Here is an 18,026-nt window from a genome sequence, read left to right as displayed (position 1 = left end):
CCGGCTGCTCACGCTCCGGCGGCGAGCTCCTTCGCGCGGGCGAGGGCCGCGGCGGTCGCCCGTCCGAACAGTTCGTCGAGACCGGCGTCCTGAAGCACGGCGACGGCGCGCTCGGTGGTGCCCTTCGGGCTGGTGACCGCACGGCGCAGCTCCGCGGGGTCTTCGCCGGTCGCGTCGAGCAGGGCGGTCGCGCCGATGAAGGTCTGCTCGGCCATGAGACGGGCGTCCGCGTCGGAGAAGCCCATACCGATCCCGGCCCTGGTGAACTCCTCGATCAGCAGGTAGACGTAGGCCGGTCCGGATCCCGAGATCGTGGACAGTGCGTCGATCTTGTCCTCCGGCACCTCGATCACGGCGCCGACCGTCTCGAACAGACTCCGCACCAGGGCGAGGTCCGCGGCGGGGACGGCGCCGTCCGCCGCGAGGCCGGTGACGGCCTTGCCCACGGTCGCGGGCGTGTTCGGCATCGAGCGGATCACGCGGGCGTCCGCGCCGAGCACCGAGGCGAAGGTGTCGAGCGTGGTCCCTGCAGCGAGGCTGACCACGATCGTGTCGTCGCGCAGCACGGGGGCGATCTCGCGCAGCAGGTCGACGACCATCGCGGGCTTCACCCCGACGACCACGATGCGGGCCGCGGCCGCCGCATCGGCGTTCCCTGCCGGCTGCTCCTCGAGCGCGATCGACGTGACGCCGGGCAGCCCGGCGAAGGCCTCCGCCTTCTCCCTGCTGCGGTTGGTGGCGATGATGCCGCCGTCGACGAACGCACCGGAGGCGACGACCCCGCGCAGGATGGCCCCTCCCATCGAACCGGCTCCGAGGAAGGCGAGGGAAGGAAGTGCGACAGTCATGCCTCCATCCTAAGAACCCCGCCCCGCGGAGATGCTCCCGATCCGGGAAGGGCGCCGTCCTAGACTCATGACATGAGTGCATCGGGCGGCGGCAAGGCGATCATCGCGGCGTTCCTGGCGAACATCGGAATCGCACTGGCGAAGTTCATCGCCTGGGCGCTCTCGGGCTCCGCGTCGATGCTCGCCGAGGCGATCCACTCGGTCGCGGACTCGGGCAACCAGCTCCTCCTGCTCCTCGGTGGGAGGAAGGCGCGGAAGGCGGCGGACCGCTCGCACCCCTTCGGGTACGGGCGGGAGAGGTACGTCTACGCCTTCGTCGTGTCGATCATCCTGTTCTCCGTCGGCGGTCTGTTCGCGATCTACGAGGGCATCGAGAAGCTCACCCATCCGCACGCCCTCGACCCGAAGTGGTGGTGGCTGCCGCTCGTCGTCCTCGTCATCGCCATCGGCCTGGAGTCGTTCTCGCTGCGCACCGCGATGAAGGAGAGCAATCGGGTGCGCGAGAACGGCCAGTCCTGGCTGTCCTTCATCCGCCGCGCGAAGGCCCCCGAGCTGCCCGTCGTCCTGCTCGAGGACATGGGCGCGCTCACCGGACTGGTCTTCGCGCTCCTCGGCGTCGGTCTCACCGTGATCACCGGCAACCCCGTCTTCGACGCCCTCGGCACGCTCTTCATCGGTGCGCTGCTCATCGTGATCGCCCTCGTGCTCGGCTTCGAGACCAAGAGCCTGCTGGTCGGCGAGGGCGCGACGGAAGCCGACCACGACCGCATCCTCGACGCGATCACGGGCGGCCCCGAGGTGCAGAAGCTCATCCACATGAAGACCCTCTACCTCGGCCCCGATGAGCTGATGGTGGCGGCGAAGATCGCGCTCACGCAGGACAAGTCGGTGCGTGAGGCGGCCGATGACATCGACGAGATCGAGCGCCGCATCCGCGCCGCCGTCCCGGTCGCCCGTGTCATCTACCTCGAACCGGACGTGTACCGCCCGTCTCTCGACCCGGAACCGCCGACCGACGCGTTCGTGCTGAAGTCCGCCGACTGAGGCGGATCCCGTGACGGCCTCGGCGGACGCGGAGCTCCGCGACGCGCTCTCCCGCGATGACCTGACACCCGAGGTCGTGCAGAAGCTGCGGAACGTGCGCGATGTCCTCGACCGAGATTCGCAGGCGACGCTCGAGTCGTTCTTCTTCATCGGCGACGAGCCCTACGCCACGGTCTCCTTCGGCGACGTGGACACGGCCGACCTCGTGGTGTTCGTCATGCACGGCATCGACACCACCCTCGCCGATCTCCCCGGCTGGGCGGACGTCTCACGACGTCTCTGCGCCGACACGATCCGCGCCTGCGTCGCCCGTGGAACGCCTCGCCGCGTCGCGACGATCGCCTGGTTCGCCTGGGACTCGGGCACCCACGTCACCGCGCTCGCGACGAAGCACGCCACGATCGGCAGCGCCCGGCTGGCGGTCGACCTCGACCGGGTCGCCGTGCGCAACCCTACGACGCGGACCACCGTCATCGGCTACTCGTACTCCTCCACGCTGCTCGGCGAGCTCATCGCGATGAACCTCGCGGGCGAGGTGCACACCGCGTTCTCGATCGCCGCGGCCGGGGTGAGCCATGCGGCGAGCGCCTCGATCGCGATGTCGATCTCCCTCGGCGGGCTCGAGCTGCACGCCACCGAGGCCGAGTCGGACGGGGTCGCCCCGCTGGGCCGGATCGCCCAGCACCCCGTGGATCCGCGGGACATCTCCGGCGTGATCCGCTACGACTCCGACGGCGGTCCCGCACCTGCGATCGACGGCGGCACCGTCGAGGGGCTGGCGGTGGACGGGCATGCCTCGCAGACCTCCACCGACGATCGCGGCGTCGAGCACCCGGGCTACTTCGATCCCCGCACGCAGGCGTACCTGTACCTGGTCGCGCGCCTCGCGGACCTCGCGACCGCCCCCCGCTGAGCGGGGAGGCGGGTCCCGCGCGGGCTCAGCTCATTCCGCGCGGCGGCGCCCGGCGAAGAAGGCGGTCAGCAAGGCGGTCGCCTCCGCCTCGCGGATCCCCCCGACGACCTCGGCCCGGTAGGGCAGCCGGCGATCGCGCAGCAGGTCGTGCATCGATCCGGCGGCGCCCGCCTTCTCGTCCCAGGCGCCGAACACGACGCGTCCGACGCGCGCCTGCAGGATCGCGCCGGCGCACATGATGCACGGCTCGAGGGTGACGACGAGCGTGGCGTGCTCGAGGTTCCAGGAACCGGTGCGCCCGGCCGCATCGCGCAGCGCGACGACCTCCGCGTGCGCGAGGGGGTCGTGCGTCTGCGCGCGGAGGTTGCGTCCTTCGCCGATGATCGCCCCGTGCTCGTCGAGCACGACGGCGCCGACGGGGACGTCGCCCTCCGCACCCGCCACTGCGGCCAGCGCGAGAGCGCGGTCCATCGCGATCGCGTCTGCGGGGTCCATGTCTCCTCCGAGAGGCGAGCCTAGCCCGCGCGCGCCGCCTCCGCGCGGAGCGGTGCTCCTACGCGGCGGGGCTGCGGGCAAGTAGCCTGTATCCATGCGCGTTCACGTGGCCGACCACCCTCTCATCACCCACAAGCTGACGGTGCTGCGCGACGAGCGCACGCCGTCGCCGGTGTTCCGCCAGCTCACCGAGGAGCTGGTGACCCTGCTCGCCTATGAGGCGACCCGCACCGTCAAGGTCACCCCGATCGAGATCCAGACCCCCGTCACCAAGACCATGGGTGTGAAGATCTCCGAGCCCCGACCGATCGTCGTGCCGATCCTGCGCGCCGGTCTCGGGATGCTCGAAGGCCTGGTGAAGCTCCTCCCGACCGCCGAGGTCGGATTCCTCGGCATGGTCCGCGACGAGGAGACCTTCGAGCCGACCACCTATGCGGAGCGCCTCCCGGACGACCTCAGCGACCGCCAGTGCTTCGCGATCGACCCGATGCTCGCCACCGGCGGCTCGCTCGGCGCCGCGATCCAGTTCCTGTTCGATCGCGGCGCGAAGGACGTCACCGCGATCTGCCTGCTCGGCACCCCCGAGGGCGTCGCGGCGATCGAGGGCCTCGTCGGCGACCGGGACGTGACGCTCGTGCTGGGCGCCCTGGATGAGCGCCTCAACGAGAAGGGCTACATCGTGCCGGGCCTCGGCGACGCCGGTGATCGGCTCTACGGCACGGTCTGACGTTTCCGATGACCGAGTGGTGGGATGTCACCGACGCCGACGGCGTGCCGACCGGAGAGACCTTCCGCCGGGATGACCCGGGTCCGCTGCCGGAGGGCGGGTTCCATATCGTGGCGACCGTGTGCGTTCGGCGTGACGACGGCCTGCTCCTGCTGACGCGGCGAGCGGCCGTGAAGGATCATCCGCTCACATGGGAGTTCCCCGGCGGGAGCGTGCTGGCCGGAGAGACGAGCGCCGAGGGCGCGGCGCGCGAGCTGCGCGAGGAGACCGGTGTCACGGTGCCCGTCGAGGCGCTGACGTCCGTCGGCCGGTTCACCGAGGAGTCCGCCCTGCTCGATCTCTACGTCGCCCGTGTGCCACTGGGCTGCACCGTGGAGGTCGATCCGGCCGAGGTCGCCGACTCCGAATGGGTGGCACCTGCCGAGGTCGAGCGGAGGTGGCGCGACGGGGCGATGGCCGCGCCCTGGGCGCCTCGGCTCGAGCAGCTGTGGTCCCCACTGCGGGCGGTGCTGGCGGCGGTCTGATTCGCGGTGGTCTGATTCCCGGCGGTCTCGTTTCGGGATCCGTCTTCGACGAGGTCGCCCGTCCGTCTCGGCTACGCGTCCCCGAGGCGCTCCCCGGTGCCTCCCTCCGGTGACGGCCGGTCGTCGAAGCCGACGAGACGGGCGAAGGCGCTGAGGCGCGCGACGCCCTCGGCGGTCCAGGGCAGGTCATCGAGCAGGGCCGGGGAATGCACCAGGAAGGCGGCGTACTTCGCCCGGGAGATCGCGACGTTGAGCCGGTTCTGCAGCAGCAGGAACTCCGGCCCGCGGGGAGCGTCCTTCCCGCTCGACGCGGCGAGCGACGTGATCGAGATCACGGCCTCGCGGCCCTGGAAGTTGTCGACGGTCCCCACCGACACCTGCCCGAGGCCGGCGGCAGCGAGCTCGTCATGGATCAGCTGCTTCTGCGCGTTGTAGGGGGCGACCACGATCACGTCCTCGGCGGAGAGAGGGCGCGGTGGCGCGCCCTCCATCCCGTCTTCGTACTCGCGACCGATGAGGTCGCGCACGATGCGGACCACCTCGGCCGCCTCCTCGGGCGATTCCGTGGCGTTGCCTCGATGCCGCATCGGGACCACATGGAGGCCCGGGGCGATCCCCGCGACGCGCCGGGTCTCCGCCCCGGGTGCCGAGGCCAGCCGGCCGGCGTAGGACAGCACGGACACCGGCTCCGCGACGGCGGGATGCATCCGCCATGACCGGGCGAGGAAGTAGCCGTGAGCGGGGTCGAGCACCGATGAGCCCGCCATCACCCACCCCAGGGCGGAGGTGTCGACCGGCTCGGGATGCGTGCCCTGACTCACCTGCGGAAGCTGCTGCGGGTCGCCGAGCAGCAGCAGTCGCCGCGCGCCGGCAGCGACCGCGATCGTCGATGCCAGGGAGAACTGGCCGGCCTCGTCGACGACCAGCAGGTCGAGGCCCCCGCGGTCGACCCGGCGCGTGTTGCTGAAGTCCCAGGCCGTGCCGCCGACGACGAAACCCTCCGGGTGCTCGGCGATGAACCCCGCCATCCCGTCCTTGCGGATCACCGTGTACGACGGGTCGGCCGCATCGGGATCCTTCGGTGCTTTCGCGACCTGTCCCGCCGGAACCCCGTCGGCGACGACGCGTTCGAGGAGGTTCTCGACGATCGCATGCGACTGGGCGACCACGCCCACCCTGAAGCCGTGCTCCCGCACCAGGCGCGCGATCACCTGCGACCCGGTGTAGGTCTTCCCCGTGCCGGGAGGGCCCTGCACGGCCAGATAGCTGCGATCGAGGTCGAGGATCCCCCGGACGATCGCGTCGATCATGTCGTCGCCCGCCTCGGGCAACGGCGCCCCCGACACCGTCCGGGGCACCGCGCGCCGGAGGATGTCGGTCGCGGCGTCACGGGGATGGCCCGGCGCGGTGCGGTGCACCGTCTCCGCCCACTCCTCGATGGCCTTCTGCTGAGAGGTCACATTGGGCGGGGACGCCGGCGCGAGGGCGACGGGCAGCTCGTCCCAGGTCTGCCCTTGAACGGCCTTCTCGGTTACCAGGTAGCCGTCGTCCCGCACCTCGACGACCTCGATCTCGTGGGGCACGTGGATCACCCGCGACGGCGCCGCCGTGAAGAACGGCGCGGGCACGGCGTACAGGGCGAACGGCCTGCCCCCTGCCCCGACGGTGCTCCCGGGTGCGACCTCGCCGCGCAGCTCGACCGTGCGCGCCATGACCCGTCGCCCCTCGTCGATCGACCAGTCATCGACGACGCGGCTGCGTCCGGCGGTGACCCGGAGCACGTCGCGCGTGGACTCCCACATCGACACCGGCTCGCGCAGACGCTCGAAATGGGACTGCCAGAAGCTCTTCGCCTCGCGCGGGTAGTAGTCGATCGCTGCGGCCGCCACCCGGTAGACCTCCCCGTCGCGCCCCTCGCCCTCGGCGTGCAGGGCCTCCGCCTGCAGCGCGAGCGAGAGCGGCGACGGCTCGTAGGTGCGGGTCTCCGGCTCGTCGGGCGGCGCGGGCATGACGCCGGCGCCCTTCGCCAGACCGATGAGCCAGTCGCGGAGCCGGCGCGTGGAGACGCAGTCGTAGCGGTTGTAGTCGGCCAGGTCGTCGAGGATCCGCTGCGCCTCGTCCGACCGGCCGTCGGCGAGGAGCTCGCGTGCCTGCACGTACTGGACGATCGACTCGTCGCCCTTCTGCACGTCGCTGGTGCGCACGTCCTCGCCCATGTACAGCGGCTCGAGCTTCTTGATCGAGTAGGACCTCGACCCGATCCGCACCGCGCGCAGCACCAGCGGGTAGAGGTCGACGAACACCCCCTCGCGGAGCAGACGGTCGACGTCCGCCTCCCCCACACCGTGCCGCGCCGCCATCGCGGAGAGGTGCGAGGTCTCATAGGGCGCGTAGTGGTAGATGTGCATCTCGGGGTCCGCCTCGCGCCGCAGCTTCACGAAATCGAGGAAGTCCCGCAGCGCCTGCTTCTCCGCGGCGAAGTCATGGGCCCACAGGGCGGTGTACTGCTCGGCGATGTCGATCCAGCCGAACAGGTAGTCGATCCCCCACTGCGGGGTATCGCCCGCCTCGGAGTAGAGCGGATCGCCCTCGAAGTCGAAGAAGAGGTCTCCGCGGCGCGGCGGCGGCAGGAGGCTGATCGCGTCCGCCGAGACGAGCTCGAAGGGCGGGATTCCCTCGGGGTCGGCGCCGAGCTGCAGCCGCGCCTGGGACCGGAGGGTCTCGAACGCCTCCGCGTTCATGCCGTCCGGAACATCCGTCGCCGCCGCGAGATCGTCGATCGTACGCACGCCCGCGGCGCGCAGCCTCTCGCGCTGCACGGGACGCATCCGGGCGACGAGGAGGAGATCGCGATGCGCCTCGACCTGCTCCTCGCAGGTGGCGCAGCGTCCGCAGGCCCGGATCTGCAGGTCGCCGCGATCGTCGCCCCAGGCGAGCGGCTCACCGGCGGCACCGTCGGCGACGCGCCGATCGGCGATGATCCTGCGCAACCGCGCCCGTCGCACCTCGAAGAGCGGGAGGAGGTCGTCGACGCGGTGGGTGCTGGTGCTCCCGTCCCCGAGCAACAGGTCGACCTCGTCGGCGCGCGGGATGTCCAGACGGTCGAGCTGGTCGACGTATGCCGCGAGCTGCATGAGCGCTGTCACCCGCGCAGTGCGCGCGAGCTTGCTGTCCTGCACGCGCCAGGAACCGTCCGCGTCGCGCAGCAGGAAGTCCGCGAACCCCACGAACTCGGCGGTCCGGAAGGCCGCCTGGAAAACGACGGACGCCTCGGAGCGCAGGGCCGCGACCGTGTCGGCGACGACCTCCCCCAGCGCCTCGGCATCGACCGAGGAGACCTTCGGAAGCTCCACGACCCCCGGCCCGCCGGCATCCGAACGCCCGAACCGGTCGACGTACCGTCCGAGCACCCGCAACTCGTGCACGTCACCGAGCTGTGCGGCGCGGGCGAGCGTGGCGTCTTCGGGATCCTCGACGGCGGGCACCCGGCCGAGCTTGGCGTCGAGCGCCCGCGCCCAGGCGAACTCGCACTCGGCGGCGGCCTTCAGATCGCTCGCGCTCCAGATGACCCGGTTCTCGGTGACCCGCACGGATGCCCCTCTCGACTTCTGGTTCCGAGACTACCGACGGGTTCCGACATCGCCCGGGGTCAGCGCCACCACCCGTCGAGAGGCGTGACCGGGAGGTGCCTCTTGTGCCGGGTCGCGCGGTACTTCGCCTCGATGCGCGCGGCCGCATCGGCGTCCACCGCGCGACCTTCGAGGTAGTCGTCGATCTGCTGGTAGGTGAGGCCGAGCTCGTCCTCGTCCGCTCGGCCCGGCTGCCCGTCGAGCAGATCGGCGGTCGGCACCTTGAACGTGAGCCGGTCCGGCGCGCCGAGCTCCTGCAGCAGAGCCCTCCCCTGCCTCTTGCTCAGCCCGGAGAGCGGCAGCACGTCGGCGGCGCCGTCGCCGAACTTCGTGTAGAAGCCGGTGACCGCCTCGGCGGCGTGATCCGTGCCGATGACGAGCAGCCCGTCGTGCCCGGCGAGGGCGTACTGCGTGACCATCCGCACCCGGGCCTTGATGTTGCCGCGGTTGAAGTCGCTGATGTCCCCGCCGACGGCCTGCTCGATGTCCTGCTCGACGCCGTCGACGCCGTGCTGGATGTTCACCTCGACCGAGCGGTCGGCGGCGATGAAGGCGAGGGCGGCGTCCGCGTCCGCCGCATCGTGCTGCACGCGGTAGGGCAGGCGTACGGCGAGGAACGTCGCCGCCCCGCCGGACGCGCGCACCCGTTCGACGGCGAGCTGCGCAAGGCGCCCGGCGAGCGTCGAGTCCTGTCCGCCGGAGATGCCGAGCACGAAGCCCTTGGCGCCGGTGGCGGCGAGGTAGTCGGCGAGGAATCCCACCCGGGACTCGATCTCCTCCCGAGGGTCGATCTCGGACTTCACCCCGAGCGCCTCGGCGATCTGCTGCTGCATGGTCACGGCATCCTCCTTCTCTCGCGTCCAGTCTCCACCTGCGAGGATGGATGCGTGAAACTCCTCGTCGCCGCGCTGGCTTCCGAACTGCAGGCCTTCCCCGCTGAGATCGCCGGATTCGACCGTCTGGTCACGGGGCCGGGCAAGCTGATGGCCGGGGTCGGCCTGGCCAGGGCATTGGACGCCGCGGCATACGAGGAGATCCTCGTCGTCGGCACGGCCGGCGCGGTCGACGACGATCTCCCCGCGGGCGTGTACGAGGTCGGCGCGGCGATCCAGCACGACGTGCAGGACCTCGACGGCGTCGTCGGGCAGCACGTCTCGCTCCCCGCACGGCTGGAGACCGGCCGCGAGGGCCTGACGATCGCGACCGGCGACATCTTCGTGGACGATGTCGAGGCCGTGGCGCGGATCCGAGGCCTCGGTGGCGTGCTCGTGGACATGGAGACCTTCGCCCTCATCTGGGTCGCCCAGCAGTTCGGCGTGCCGATCCGCGTGCTGCGGGTCGTGTCCGACCGGGCGCAGGACGGCGCCACGCAGGTGTGGGACGTGGTCGTCGCAGCGTGCAGCGCCCAGCTCTGGTCGCACCTCTCCGGGGAACTCACCGAGGGCTGAGGCCTCAGCCTGCGGTGCGCGGCGCGTCGATGACGCTCGGCCCGTCGGGGAGCGCACGCACGGCCAGCTGTGCCGGGATCTGCTCCTGCATCGCCTCGACGTGGCTGATCACGCCGACGGTGCGCCCTCCCTCGCGCAGTTCGTCGAGGGTGCGCATCGCGACCTCCAGCGTGTCCGCGTCGAGGGATCCGAACCCCTCGTCGATGAACAGCGTGTCGAGACGGATGCCGCCGGCCCGTGCGGTGACGACCTCCGCGAGCCCGAGGGCCAGTGCGAGCGAGCCGAGGAAAGTCTCGCCGCCCGAGAGGGAGCGGGCGGGACGGGTCTGCCCCGTGAACGCGTCGAAGACCACGATGCCGAGGCCGGAGGAGGCGCCGCGCGCGGCGATCGCGTCAGAGTGCCGTAGCTGATATCGACCGTCGGACATGTCGCCGAGCCGGAGGTTCGCCGCGCGGACGATCTCTTCGAGTTCGGCCGCGAGCACGAAGGTCTCCAGGTTCATCCGGTGGGTGTTCGCCCCGCGGCCGGCGAGGGTGTCAGCGAGGCCGCGGAGCACCTCGAACTCGGCCTGGTCCGCCGCCGACGCACGGTGGTCCGCCTCGGCGGCCTCGATCAGGCCGCGCAGCCGGGACGCGACGCCGTGGACACGGTTGGCATCGTCGACGCCGCGCGTCCAGGCGGCCCGGGCGTCGGCGGCGGATCGTTCGTGCGGCTCGAGGTCGATCGTCTCCTCCGGCAGGGTCCGCAGCTCGAGGTCGAGCAGGATCGCACGCTCCTTCTCCCGCGCCACGGCATAGGACGTGAGCCGCTCCTCCAGCTCGGCGAGCGCGTCCTCCGGGAGGAGCGCTGCCCACGCCTCGTCGGCGTCCGCGAACGGCGATGAGGCGAGGGCTGCATCGCGCTCGGCGATCGCCTCGGAGAGCGTCTGCGACCGGGAGGCGACCTCGTCGAGGGCATCGGCCAGGGTCGTCGCCGCGGAGGCCTGGGCTCCTGCGTCGGCGATCCGCCCGGCGACGGTGTCGAAGTCACCGCGGGCCTCGGCGATCTGACGTTCCGCGTCGGCGGCGCGCTGCTGAGCGAGGGCGAGCACTCTCTGGGCGGCGGCGAGGGCGTCCACGGCCTCGGCATGATGCCGCCCGCCCTGAGCGCCCCGCTCGGTGGCGGCTTGCAGCTCGCCGGTCAGAGACCGGGCCCGTTCCGCGGCGGACAGGGCGTCCGCGTGGGCGTCCCGTGCAGCCGCGAGCTCGGTGTCCGCCTGCGCGACGTCCCGGCCGCCGGCGCGCTCCGTCGCGACCGCGAGGGCGGTCCGGACGGACGCCTCCGCCTCGGCCGCGATCCGCTCCGCCTCCGCGGCGGCATCGCGATCCGCCTCGGCGGCGGAGACGTCGTCTTCAGAGACCGGATCCGCGTGCTCCGCGAGATCGGGATGCACAGTCGACCCGCACACGGCGCACGGCTCTCCCGGAGACAGGGCGGAGGCGAGCTCACCGGCGTAGCCGTCCAGCCGCCTCGTGCGCAGCCGGGCGAGGACGGACTGCGCCTGCGCATGCGCCTCCGTCGCCGTGACGAGCGCGCGACCCGCTGCGCGACGCTCTCCATCCAGGCGTTCTCTCTCCTCGGCGGCGTCTCGGCGCGTCTGCGCCTCGGCCAGGGCACGCCCGAGGTCGTCCGCCCGATCGCCCTCGCGGCGGGCCTCGTCCCGTCGTGTCGTGAGATCGGCGATGAGCTCGGGGAGCGCCGCGTTCTCTCTCTCGGTCTCCTGACGCACGAGGTCGGCGTCGGCGACGGCCTGTGCCGCCCGTTCGAGCTCGGCGGCGCGGGGCGTCGACTCTTCCTCGAGCGCGGCAGCCCGCTCCCAGGCCCCGCTCTCGCGGGTGCGCTCGGCCGCCCAGGCGCGAAGTCTGCGCGGAACCGCCGCCTCGTCGGGAGTTGCCGCGGGAAGGAGCGCTCCCCGCTCTTCCCAGGCGCCCCGCGCTCCGGTCTCCCGCTCCGCCGCGGAGCGCACGGCGGTCTCGGCGCGTGTCACCCCGAGCAGGACGGCACGCAGGAGCTCCGCGGACCGTGCCCGATCCCTGGTGCTCTTCGTCTCGGCGATGCTCTCCGCCTGCGCATCGAGCTCCGCGAGGGCGCCGCGTGCGCGGTCCCGTTCGACCTGGGAGTGGCGCTGCTCGCGCAACGCGGTGAGCGCGGCCTCCGCGACGGACGATCGTCGTTCCGCGTCGTCCCGCGCGGTCGCGAGCACCTCGGCGCGATACTCGCCGCGGGCGAGGGCGCGTCGCAGGGCGCCGAGTCGCTCCTCCGTCCCCGCATCCGCCGGAGCACGACCGGGCCGCGGCTCTCCGTCGGCGGCCTCGGCGCGCGCCTCTTCCTCGGCCTCCTCGGCTTCGGCCTCCGCCGCCGCGACGCCCCACAGGTCCGACTCGTCGGCGATCAGCTCGGCCTGCTCGATGCGGGCGTCGACAGACGCCCGGCGTCCGCCCAGCGCCTGCTCGGCGGCCTTCCTCCGCTCGTCGAAACGCGCCTGATAGTCCTCGAAGCGCTCGGTGCCGAAGAGCCGCCGCAGCAGTCTCTGCCGCTCGCGGCTGTCCGACAACAGGAAGTCGGCGAAGCGGTTCTGCGCGAGCAGGATCACCTGGAGGAACTGCTCCTGCGTCAGCTGGAGGATGTCGGCGAGCTCGGTCGCCACGTCGACGGTTCGGGCGGCACGGCCGACCCACTCGCCGTCCACGCGCTCCTCGAGCACGGCAGCCGCCGCCTGTGTGGTCATCCCCCCGCCGCGTTTCGCGGGTCGTTCGTAGGCGGGTGAGCGCGTGACCCGGAACCGGCCTGCGACCGTGCTGAAGTCGACCACGACCTCGGTGGGCTCGTCGGGTTCGCTGTGGTCGCTGCGCAGGCGCTTGTCGCCGCCGTCGTATCGGGGGACGCCGCCGTACAGCCCAAAGCAGATCGCATCGAGGATGCTGGACTTCCCCGCTCCGGTCCGGCCGCCGATCAGGAAGATCCCGTCGTCGGCGAAGGCGTCGAAGTCGACGGTCTGACGTGCGCGGAACGGCCCGAACCCCTCGACATCGAGCCGATGGAGCTTCACACCAGCGCCTCGGCGCGCACGCGGTCGTCGAGCACCTCTCGGATCAGCTCGGTCTCGCGCGGCGTCGCGCCCGACCCGGCCCGGACGTGCGCGAGGAACGCCTCGATGCGGTCGGCGTCGCTCACCGCCGCCCGCAGTCGCTGCGTATAGGAGCGCTCGTCGTCCTCCGCGCCGCCGACCGGCGCATGCTGCACCATCGCGCAGAAGGGATACCGTGCGCGCAGCCTCCGCATCGGCTCGTGCTGCGGAACCGCGTCGGTGTAGACGGCGCACACCCAGTCATCGGCGTGCGCCGCGACGTTCTCGTCGGAGAGGATCTCGTCGAGCGTTCCGGTGAGGGTCACGAGGGGACGGGGCACGGGGAGCGCGAGCCACTCGACGGATGCCAGCCCGTCGGCGTCGAGGTCGACCACCCAGGAGCCGCGCTCCTTGTGCTGCTCTCCGAAGCTGTAGTGCAGCGGCGCCCCGGAGTAGCGCACACGGTCGCTCAGCCGCTGCCGACCATGGATGTGTCCGAGGGCGACGTAGTCCGGGCCGTCGAAGGAGGCGAGGGGGACGAGGTCGAGCCCGCCCTGACGCACCTCCCGTTCGAGGCCGGCGGTGACGTCGACCCCCACCGCGAAGCAGTGCGCGACGACCACCGAACGGCCGGGGTGCTGCCGGCTCCCCTCCCGCACCAGTCCCATCGCGTGGTCCATGGTCTGCGCCTGCGTGCGCAGCCGGGACCCGTCCTCCGGCGACCAGTGCTGCCGCACGATCGCGGGCTCGAGATAGGGGATGCCGAAGAAGCGCACGGGACCGTGCTCGTCGTCGATGGTGACCGGCTCGCCGATCGCGGTCGGGTCGGTGAGCACGTGGATGCCGTCGCGGAGCAGGCGGGAATGGAACCCCAGCCGGGCCGCCGAGTCGTGGTTGCCGCTGGTCATCACCACACGCGCACCGGTCTCGTGCAGAGCCAGGAGTGCCTCGTCGAGGAGCGTGTAGGCGGAGGCCGCCGGCGTCGCAGAGTCGAACACGTCGCCCGCGACCACGACGACGTCGACCTTGTGCTCCCGCACCTGTGCCACCAGCGCCGAGAGCACATCGGCGAGCGCCGCGAGCGTGGAGTGCCCGTGGAACGTGCGACCGATGTGCCAGTCGGAGGTGTGCAGGATGCGCATGTCTCCAAGGTAGGGAGGGCCTCCGACATCGGCGCCGAGGCATGCCGGACCGGCCCCGATCGGCCTTCCGGAGGATCGGCGGAAGATCCCCGTACCCGCCCTCGTCACGACGACCGACGCGCGGTGATGCGGAATGCGCCGTGCGCCGTCACCGGTGCGGTGTGCGGGGCTGCGCTGTGCAAGACAGGGGGCTGCCCTCCGCCCGGAGACTGCCGGCTTGACCCGCCGGCATAGGGGTGTGCGTCCGCTTCGTCGTGACTACCGACTTCCGCCTACTCCTCCAGCTCGTTCGTCCAGTTGGCCTCCTGCACCCGGCTGTCCAGCTCTCGCAGCTCCTGCGCGACCGCATCGGCCTTGCTGCGGAGCTCGGCGACCGGCAGCGCCGGGAACTGCCGCAGCTCGGAGCGCATCTGACGATAGGCGCTGCCCATCCCGCCCGATCCCGACGCCGCGGCGGCGGCGTCCGCGAGCACCACGTGCCGCATTCGCAGCACATCCCGCGCTGCGAGCGCGTCGGTCATCGTGCCGTCGCCCAGGCGCAGGCGGGAGTTGGTCGCGTTGATGCGCCGGATGAGCTCGCGCAGCTCGTCGAGCGCGGTGTCCGCCTCGACCAGCAGGGCGGCGGCATCCTCAGCGGGCTCCTCGCCCTCCTGATAGCGCGCGTTGTCGGCGATCCGGGAACGGAGCTGTTCGATGCGGCGCTGCAGATCCGCGCGCGCCGCGAGAGCCTCGGCGAGTTTCATGCCCCCATCCTGACATCCACGGGCGCCGGCGTCATCGGCCGCGCAGCAGCCGCTTCTTCTCCGGATGCGTGTCGAACCAGTCGGCAACGTACCAGCAGACCGCATCGATACGGCGGTCACCGCGGCTCTCGATGTCCTCGACGGCGCCTTCGACGACCATGCCCGCATACCCGTGCCCGCGGAACGTCGGAACCGTGAAGGCCCGGGTCATCGCGATGGTGCGCCCGTCGTCCCGGTAGTCGAGGGCGCTGACGAGCACGCCGTCCCGGGTCAACGTATACCGAGAGGCGTCCTTCTCATCCGCGAGCACGAACCCGCTGGCATCCGCCGGAGTCATCACCCGCTCACGGTACGCCTGCTTCCCTGTGCATCAGCCGGTCTGCGGACTCTCCCGACACCGTACGGACGCTCGTGCCGGCCTGCGCGCCGGCACGAGCAAGGGCGGTGCGAGAACCTCCCGCACCGCCCCGTTGCATCTCCGGGCTACTCCGCCGCCGCGCGTCGGCGCGCGTAGACGAACAGGCCCGCGCCCGCCAGCAGGAGGACCGCGGCCGACAGACCGGCGACCGCCCCGACCGCGGGATCCGCACCCGTCGTCGCCAGATGGTCACCCGGCTCCGTGGGCTTCGGGGCCACCGGAGCAACGGTCGGGGTCGTCGTGGCGGACGGCTCCGGCGTCGGGGTCGTCGTGGGAACAACCGTCGGCGTGGGAGTCGGCGTCACCGTCGGCGTGGGAGTCGGCGTCACCGTCGGCGTGGGAGTCGGCGTCACCGTCGGCGTGGGAGTCGGCGTCGGCGTCGGAGTCGGCGTCGGAGTCGGTGACGGCGGGACGACCACCGCATCGGCGACATTGTTCAGCACGATCTCGACGCGCTCGCCTCCGGGACCGATCAGCGTGTAGCAACCGTCGGCGTCGGGGCCGGACACGCCCGGACCGGTGACGGTGTACTTCTTCCAGACCACGCCGTCGACGGTCGGCAGCACCTCGCACAGGGTGATCGGTGCGCCGGCGGCGAAGTATCCGGAGTTGATCCGGGTGCCGTCAGCGGGAACCTCGAGCTTCTCCGTGACATCACCCGCCTTCGCGACCAGCTCGAACGTCTCGGGCAGAGTGGCCGCGGACTCGTTCGTCAGGTGCTTCGAGACCGAGAACGAGGTGTAGCCCGATGCATCCGCGCCGCCGCCGCCCCACGCCGTCGGCGATGCCGTCGCCGGCAGCTCCTCGCCGTTCACCTGTGCCGTGTTCGAGAAGACGTCGCTCTCGAACGACACCGCCCCGGTCGCCTCGCTCTGGTAGCGCAGGCGGTACTCGTATCCGGCCGCGAGGTTGCCGATCTCGAACGTGTAGGCGGTGCCACTCGCGTTCACCTCGGGGGCGGAGAAGACCTCACCGAGGAAAGCCGGGTGTCCCGCCTCATACGTGCCGTCGAGCGGGAGCTGCATCTGGGTGCCGACGACACCGGCCTCGGGGTTCGAGGGATCCCGCTGCCAGCGATCGAGCACGAACGACCCCGGGATCAGGACATGAGGCTGGTTCGGCGCGGAAGACTCCAGCTGATCGGAGACCTCGAACTTCCTGACCTCCTGGTTGGCTCCCGGTCCGATTCCCGCCCACATGAAGACGCTCCAGTAGAGCACCGCCTTGCCGTCGACGATGTCGCCCGTTCCCGTCTTGAAGGTGCCGAAAGCCGGCTTCCACGGCCCGTCCGGAATCGGGGTCGGGACCGGAAGCACCAGGGGATCGCCGCCGGCGTTCCAGACCGGGCCCGGCTCGCCAGGCGCGACATCCTGCAACGAGGCGATGAACCAGATGTCGCCGCTCGGGTTCCCGTAGGGCCCGCCGGGCACGAAGGTGCAGTCGATCGCACCGGGGAGCGTGTCGATGTTGTAGACGCAGCGCGCCAGCGGCTTCCCGTCCTTCTCGAGGAAGAACGGCGCCGACGAGACGGTCTTCATCGCAGAGGGGAGCGGCACCGAGAAGGTGTCCCCCGCATTCACCTGGCCGGTGATGCTCCAATCGGCCTCGAAACGCAGCTGCTGACCCACGCGGAGCTCGGTGTCGCCGTCGACCGGCTTCCCGTTCAGCAGTACGTGGGTGTTGGTGATGTCGGCGTGCCTTTCGGCCGCCTGCGCCGCGGGTGCGGCGACGGCGACGCCTGCTGCGGCGAGCAGCAGGGTGGCCGCGAATGCCGGTGCGACAACGCGTCCTCGCATAGGGATCCCCCAAATCGTTGATGTTCTATGGCGTGCGCGCAGCCGCTCCCCAGGGCGGCCGGCCCACAATGCCGTGAACTTCGGACTGTAATGAGGCGAGAAGGACCGAGTCACCGGATTCCTGTTCCCGCCGGGGAAATCACCCCGGCTATCACCCCTGGCGCGACGTATTGCAACTCCGATGACGCCACGTTTTGACATAGCGGGTCATGAACAGACATAATTCCTCCCATGACCACCAACGCACGCCCCATGTCCGCCCAGGAGGCGAACGGGACTGCCGGCATGATGATGGCCGGCTGCGTTGGCATGTGTTGCCGAATGTGTTGCTAAGGCGCAACCACCCTCTCCGCTCAGACCGTCCGTGATCTTCGGACGCTGAGCCCGGGCGCCCCACCCGTGCGCCCGTCTCCCGGCTCCGCCCGGTCACTTCTGCAACGCATCAGAGCCTCGGCTCGCATCCTCCAAGGACCCATCATCATGTCGAACACCGCCCTTCTCGAGCGTCCCGTCACCGCACCCGTCCGCATCGTCTCCCCCTCCGATGCCGCCGCCGACCTCCCCGCCGTCCGCTCCCCCCGCGGCTTCGCCCTCTACGTCGGCATCGACGAGGTGAAGGCCGCCGAGGCCGGCGTCAGCCTCCCGCTGCTGGTCGACGCCCTGCGCCGCACCCTCGCGGAGCTCGCCCCCAACGCCGAGACGCACGCGACCGTCGCCCTCGCCCCCCACGGCTCGGGAGGCCGCGACCTCGACGTCGTCCGCCTCGCCCTGCAGGAGCCCGGCGCGATCGCCCGCGCCAAGGCCGCCGAGGAGGCGGAGAAGGACGAGGACGCCGGCGTCACCGTCGACATCTCACGCAAGCGCGTGCTCATCGATGGAGACTCGGCCGCCTTCACGTACAAGGAGTTCGAGCTGCTGCAGTACCTCGTGCTGCGGGAGGGCCGCACGATCGAGCGCTCGGAGCTGGTCTCCGCGCTGTGGCAGTCGCCCGAGGACGAGACGCCCGGCGAGCGCACCATCGACGTGCACGTCCGTCGCCTGCGTGCCAAGCTCGGTCGCTACGAGGACATCGTCCGCACCGTGCGCGGCATCGGCTACCGGTTCGACCGGCACGCCGACGTCGTGATCCGCTACGGGCACGGCACCCCCTCCCCCGACCGCTTCTGATCGCCTCGGCGGCGCACCGGCGCATG

15 protein-coding genes are annotated in these 18,026 nt (G+C 71.5%); 6 read left to right on the top strand and 9 right to left on the bottom strand.

The window, feature by feature from the left end; translation table 11 throughout:
- Positions 1–8 precede the first annotated feature (8 nt).
- Positions 9–848, bottom strand: coding sequence for a pyrroline-5-carboxylate reductase (gene proC / locus ABWO84_RS13885; protein ID WP_353115544.1), 840 nt, complete (start codon positions 846–848; stop codon positions 9–11).
- A 72-nt stretch (positions 849–920) separates the two neighbouring features.
- Between proC and ABWO84_RS13880 the strand changes: the two genes are divergently transcribed.
- Together ABWO84_RS13880 and ABWO84_RS13875 are read left to right on the top strand one after the other, a co-directional pair.
- On the top strand, positions 921–1,892 hold the full coding sequence (locus ABWO84_RS13880; protein WP_353115542.1) for a cation diffusion facilitator family transporter: 972 nt from the start codon (positions 921–923) through the stop codon (positions 1,890–1,892).
- Between the two features lie 10 nt (positions 1,893–1,902).
- A complete protein-coding gene (locus ABWO84_RS13875) occupies positions 1,903–2,805 on the top strand; it encodes an alpha/beta hydrolase (protein WP_353115540.1) in 903 nt (300 codons plus the stop codon).
- Between the two features lie 30 nt (positions 2,806–2,835).
- Here ABWO84_RS13875 and ABWO84_RS13870 read toward each other — a convergent pair whose 3' ends face one another.
- Positions 2,836–3,300, bottom strand: coding sequence for a nucleoside deaminase (locus tag ABWO84_RS13870; protein WP_353115538.1), 465 nt, complete (start codon positions 3,298–3,300; stop codon positions 2,836–2,838).
- 94 nt (positions 3,301–3,394) lie between these two features.
- Here ABWO84_RS13870 and upp point away from each other — a divergent pair, with 94 nt between their 5' ends.
- Positions 3,395–4,027, top strand: coding sequence for a uracil phosphoribosyltransferase (gene upp, locus ABWO84_RS13865; RefSeq protein ID WP_353115536.1), 633 nt, complete (start codon positions 3,395–3,397; stop codon positions 4,025–4,027).
- Between the two features lie 8 nt (positions 4,028–4,035).
- On the top strand, positions 4,036–4,551 hold the full coding sequence (locus ABWO84_RS13860) for an NUDIX hydrolase (protein WP_353115534.1): 516 nt from the start codon (positions 4,036–4,038) through the stop codon (positions 4,549–4,551).
- A 71-nt stretch (positions 4,552–4,622) separates the two neighbouring features.
- Here ABWO84_RS13860 and ABWO84_RS13855 read toward each other — a convergent pair whose 3' ends face one another.
- Complete coding sequence (locus ABWO84_RS13855) at positions 4,623–8,141, bottom strand: TM0106 family RecB-like putative nuclease (protein WP_353115532.1); 3,519 nt, start codon at positions 8,139–8,141, stop codon at positions 4,623–4,625.
- A 59-nt stretch (positions 8,142–8,200) separates the two neighbouring features.
- Positions 8,201–9,013, bottom strand: coding sequence for an NAD(+) synthase (gene nadE, locus ABWO84_RS13850; protein ID WP_353115590.1), 813 nt, complete (start codon positions 9,011–9,013; stop codon positions 8,201–8,203).
- A gap of 54 nt (positions 9,014–9,067) precedes the next feature.
- Here nadE and ABWO84_RS13845 point away from each other — a divergent pair, with 54 nt between their 5' ends.
- Positions 9,068–9,628 (top strand): phosphorylase family protein, encoded by a 561-nt coding sequence (locus tag ABWO84_RS13845; RefSeq protein WP_353115530.1) that lies wholly within the window; start codon positions 9,068–9,070, stop codon positions 9,626–9,628.
- A 4-nt stretch (positions 9,629–9,632) separates the two neighbouring features.
- On the opposite strand, the gene ABWO84_RS13840 is transcribed toward ABWO84_RS13845, so the two are convergent.
- From ABWO84_RS13840 to ABWO84_RS13820, 5 genes are all read right to left on the bottom strand, one after another.
- Positions 9,633–12,716 carry an AAA family ATPase gene (locus ABWO84_RS13840; RefSeq protein ID WP_353115528.1) on the bottom strand — a complete coding sequence of 1,028 codons (3,084 nt, stop codon included), beginning with the start codon at positions 12,714–12,716 and terminating at the stop codon, positions 9,633–9,635.
- Positions 12,713–13,876 carry an exonuclease SbcCD subunit D gene (locus tag ABWO84_RS13835; protein ID WP_353115526.1) on the bottom strand — a complete coding sequence of 388 codons (1,164 nt, stop codon included), beginning with the start codon at positions 13,874–13,876 and terminating at the stop codon, positions 12,713–12,715. Before ABWO84_RS13835 ends, ABWO84_RS13840 begins: the two co-directional genes overlap by 4 nt.
- A gap of 272 nt (positions 13,877–14,148) precedes the next feature.
- A complete protein-coding gene (locus ABWO84_RS13830; RefSeq protein WP_353115524.1) occupies positions 14,149–14,619 on the bottom strand; it encodes a DIP1984 family protein in 471 nt (156 codons plus the stop codon).
- Positions 14,620–14,650: 31 nt separating this feature from the next.
- Complete coding sequence (locus ABWO84_RS13825; RefSeq protein ID WP_353115588.1) at positions 14,651–14,956, bottom strand: GNAT family N-acetyltransferase; 306 nt, start codon at positions 14,954–14,956, stop codon at positions 14,651–14,653.
- 146 nt (positions 14,957–15,102) lie between these two features.
- Positions 15,103–16,833, bottom strand: coding sequence for an Ig-like domain-containing protein (locus tag ABWO84_RS13820; protein ID WP_353115522.1), 1,731 nt, complete (start codon positions 16,831–16,833; stop codon positions 15,103–15,105).
- A gap of 480 nt (positions 16,834–17,313) precedes the next feature.
- On the opposite strand from ABWO84_RS13820, the gene ABWO84_RS13815 reads away from it, so the two are divergent.
- Positions 17,314–18,000 carry a winged helix-turn-helix domain-containing protein gene (locus tag ABWO84_RS13815; RefSeq protein ID WP_353115520.1) on the top strand — a complete coding sequence of 229 codons (687 nt, stop codon included), beginning with the start codon at positions 17,314–17,316 and terminating at the stop codon, positions 17,998–18,000.
- Positions 18,001–18,026 lie beyond the last annotated feature (26 nt).

Source organism: Microbacterium sp. (assembly GCF_040394595.1).
GTDB lineage: Bacteria > Actinomycetota > Actinomycetes > Actinomycetales > Microbacteriaceae > Microbacterium.
Note: the sequence above shows the minus strand (reverse complement) of the source record. Positions and strands in the feature narration are given on the sequence as shown.

What these genes read in the sequence shown, in the direction of transcription:
- proC (WP_353115544.1), bottom strand. Translation starts at nt 848, where the DNA reads ATGACTGTCGCACTTCCTTCCCTCGCCTTCCTCGGAGCCGGTTCGATG.
- ABWO84_RS13880 (WP_353115542.1), top strand. Translation starts at nt 921, where the DNA reads ATGAGTGCATCGGGCGGCGGCAAGGCGATCATCGCGGCGTTCCTGGCG.
- ABWO84_RS13870 (WP_353115538.1), bottom strand. Translation starts at nt 3,300, where the DNA reads ATGGACCCCGCAGACGCGATCGCGATGGACCGCGCTCTCGCGCTGGCC.
- upp (WP_353115536.1), top strand. Translation starts at nt 3,395, where the DNA reads ATGCGCGTTCACGTGGCCGACCACCCTCTCATCACCCACAAGCTGACG.
- ABWO84_RS13860 (WP_353115534.1), top strand. Translation starts at nt 4,036, where the DNA reads ATGACCGAGTGGTGGGATGTCACCGACGCCGACGGCGTGCCGACCGGA.
- nadE (WP_353115590.1), bottom strand. Translation starts at nt 9,013, where the DNA reads ATGCAGCAGCAGATCGCCGAGGCGCTCGGGGTGAAGTCCGAGATCGAC.
- ABWO84_RS13835 (WP_353115526.1), bottom strand. Translation starts at nt 13,876, where the DNA reads ATGCGCATCCTGCACACCTCCGACTGGCACATCGGTCGCACGTTCCAC.
- ABWO84_RS13830 (WP_353115524.1), bottom strand. Translation starts at nt 14,619, where the DNA reads ATGAAACTCGCCGAGGCTCTCGCGGCGCGCGCGGATCTGCAGCGCCGC.
- ABWO84_RS13825 (WP_353115588.1), bottom strand. Translation starts at nt 14,956, where the DNA reads ATGACTCCGGCGGATGCCAGCGGGTTCGTGCTCGCGGATGAGAAGGAC.
- ABWO84_RS13820 (WP_353115522.1), bottom strand. Translation starts at nt 16,833, where the DNA reads ATGCGAGGACGCGTTGTCGCACCGGCATTCGCGGCCACCCTGCTGCTC.
- ABWO84_RS13815 (WP_353115520.1), top strand. Translation starts at nt 17,314, where the DNA reads ATGTCGAACACCGCCCTTCTCGAGCGTCCCGTCACCGCACCCGTCCGC.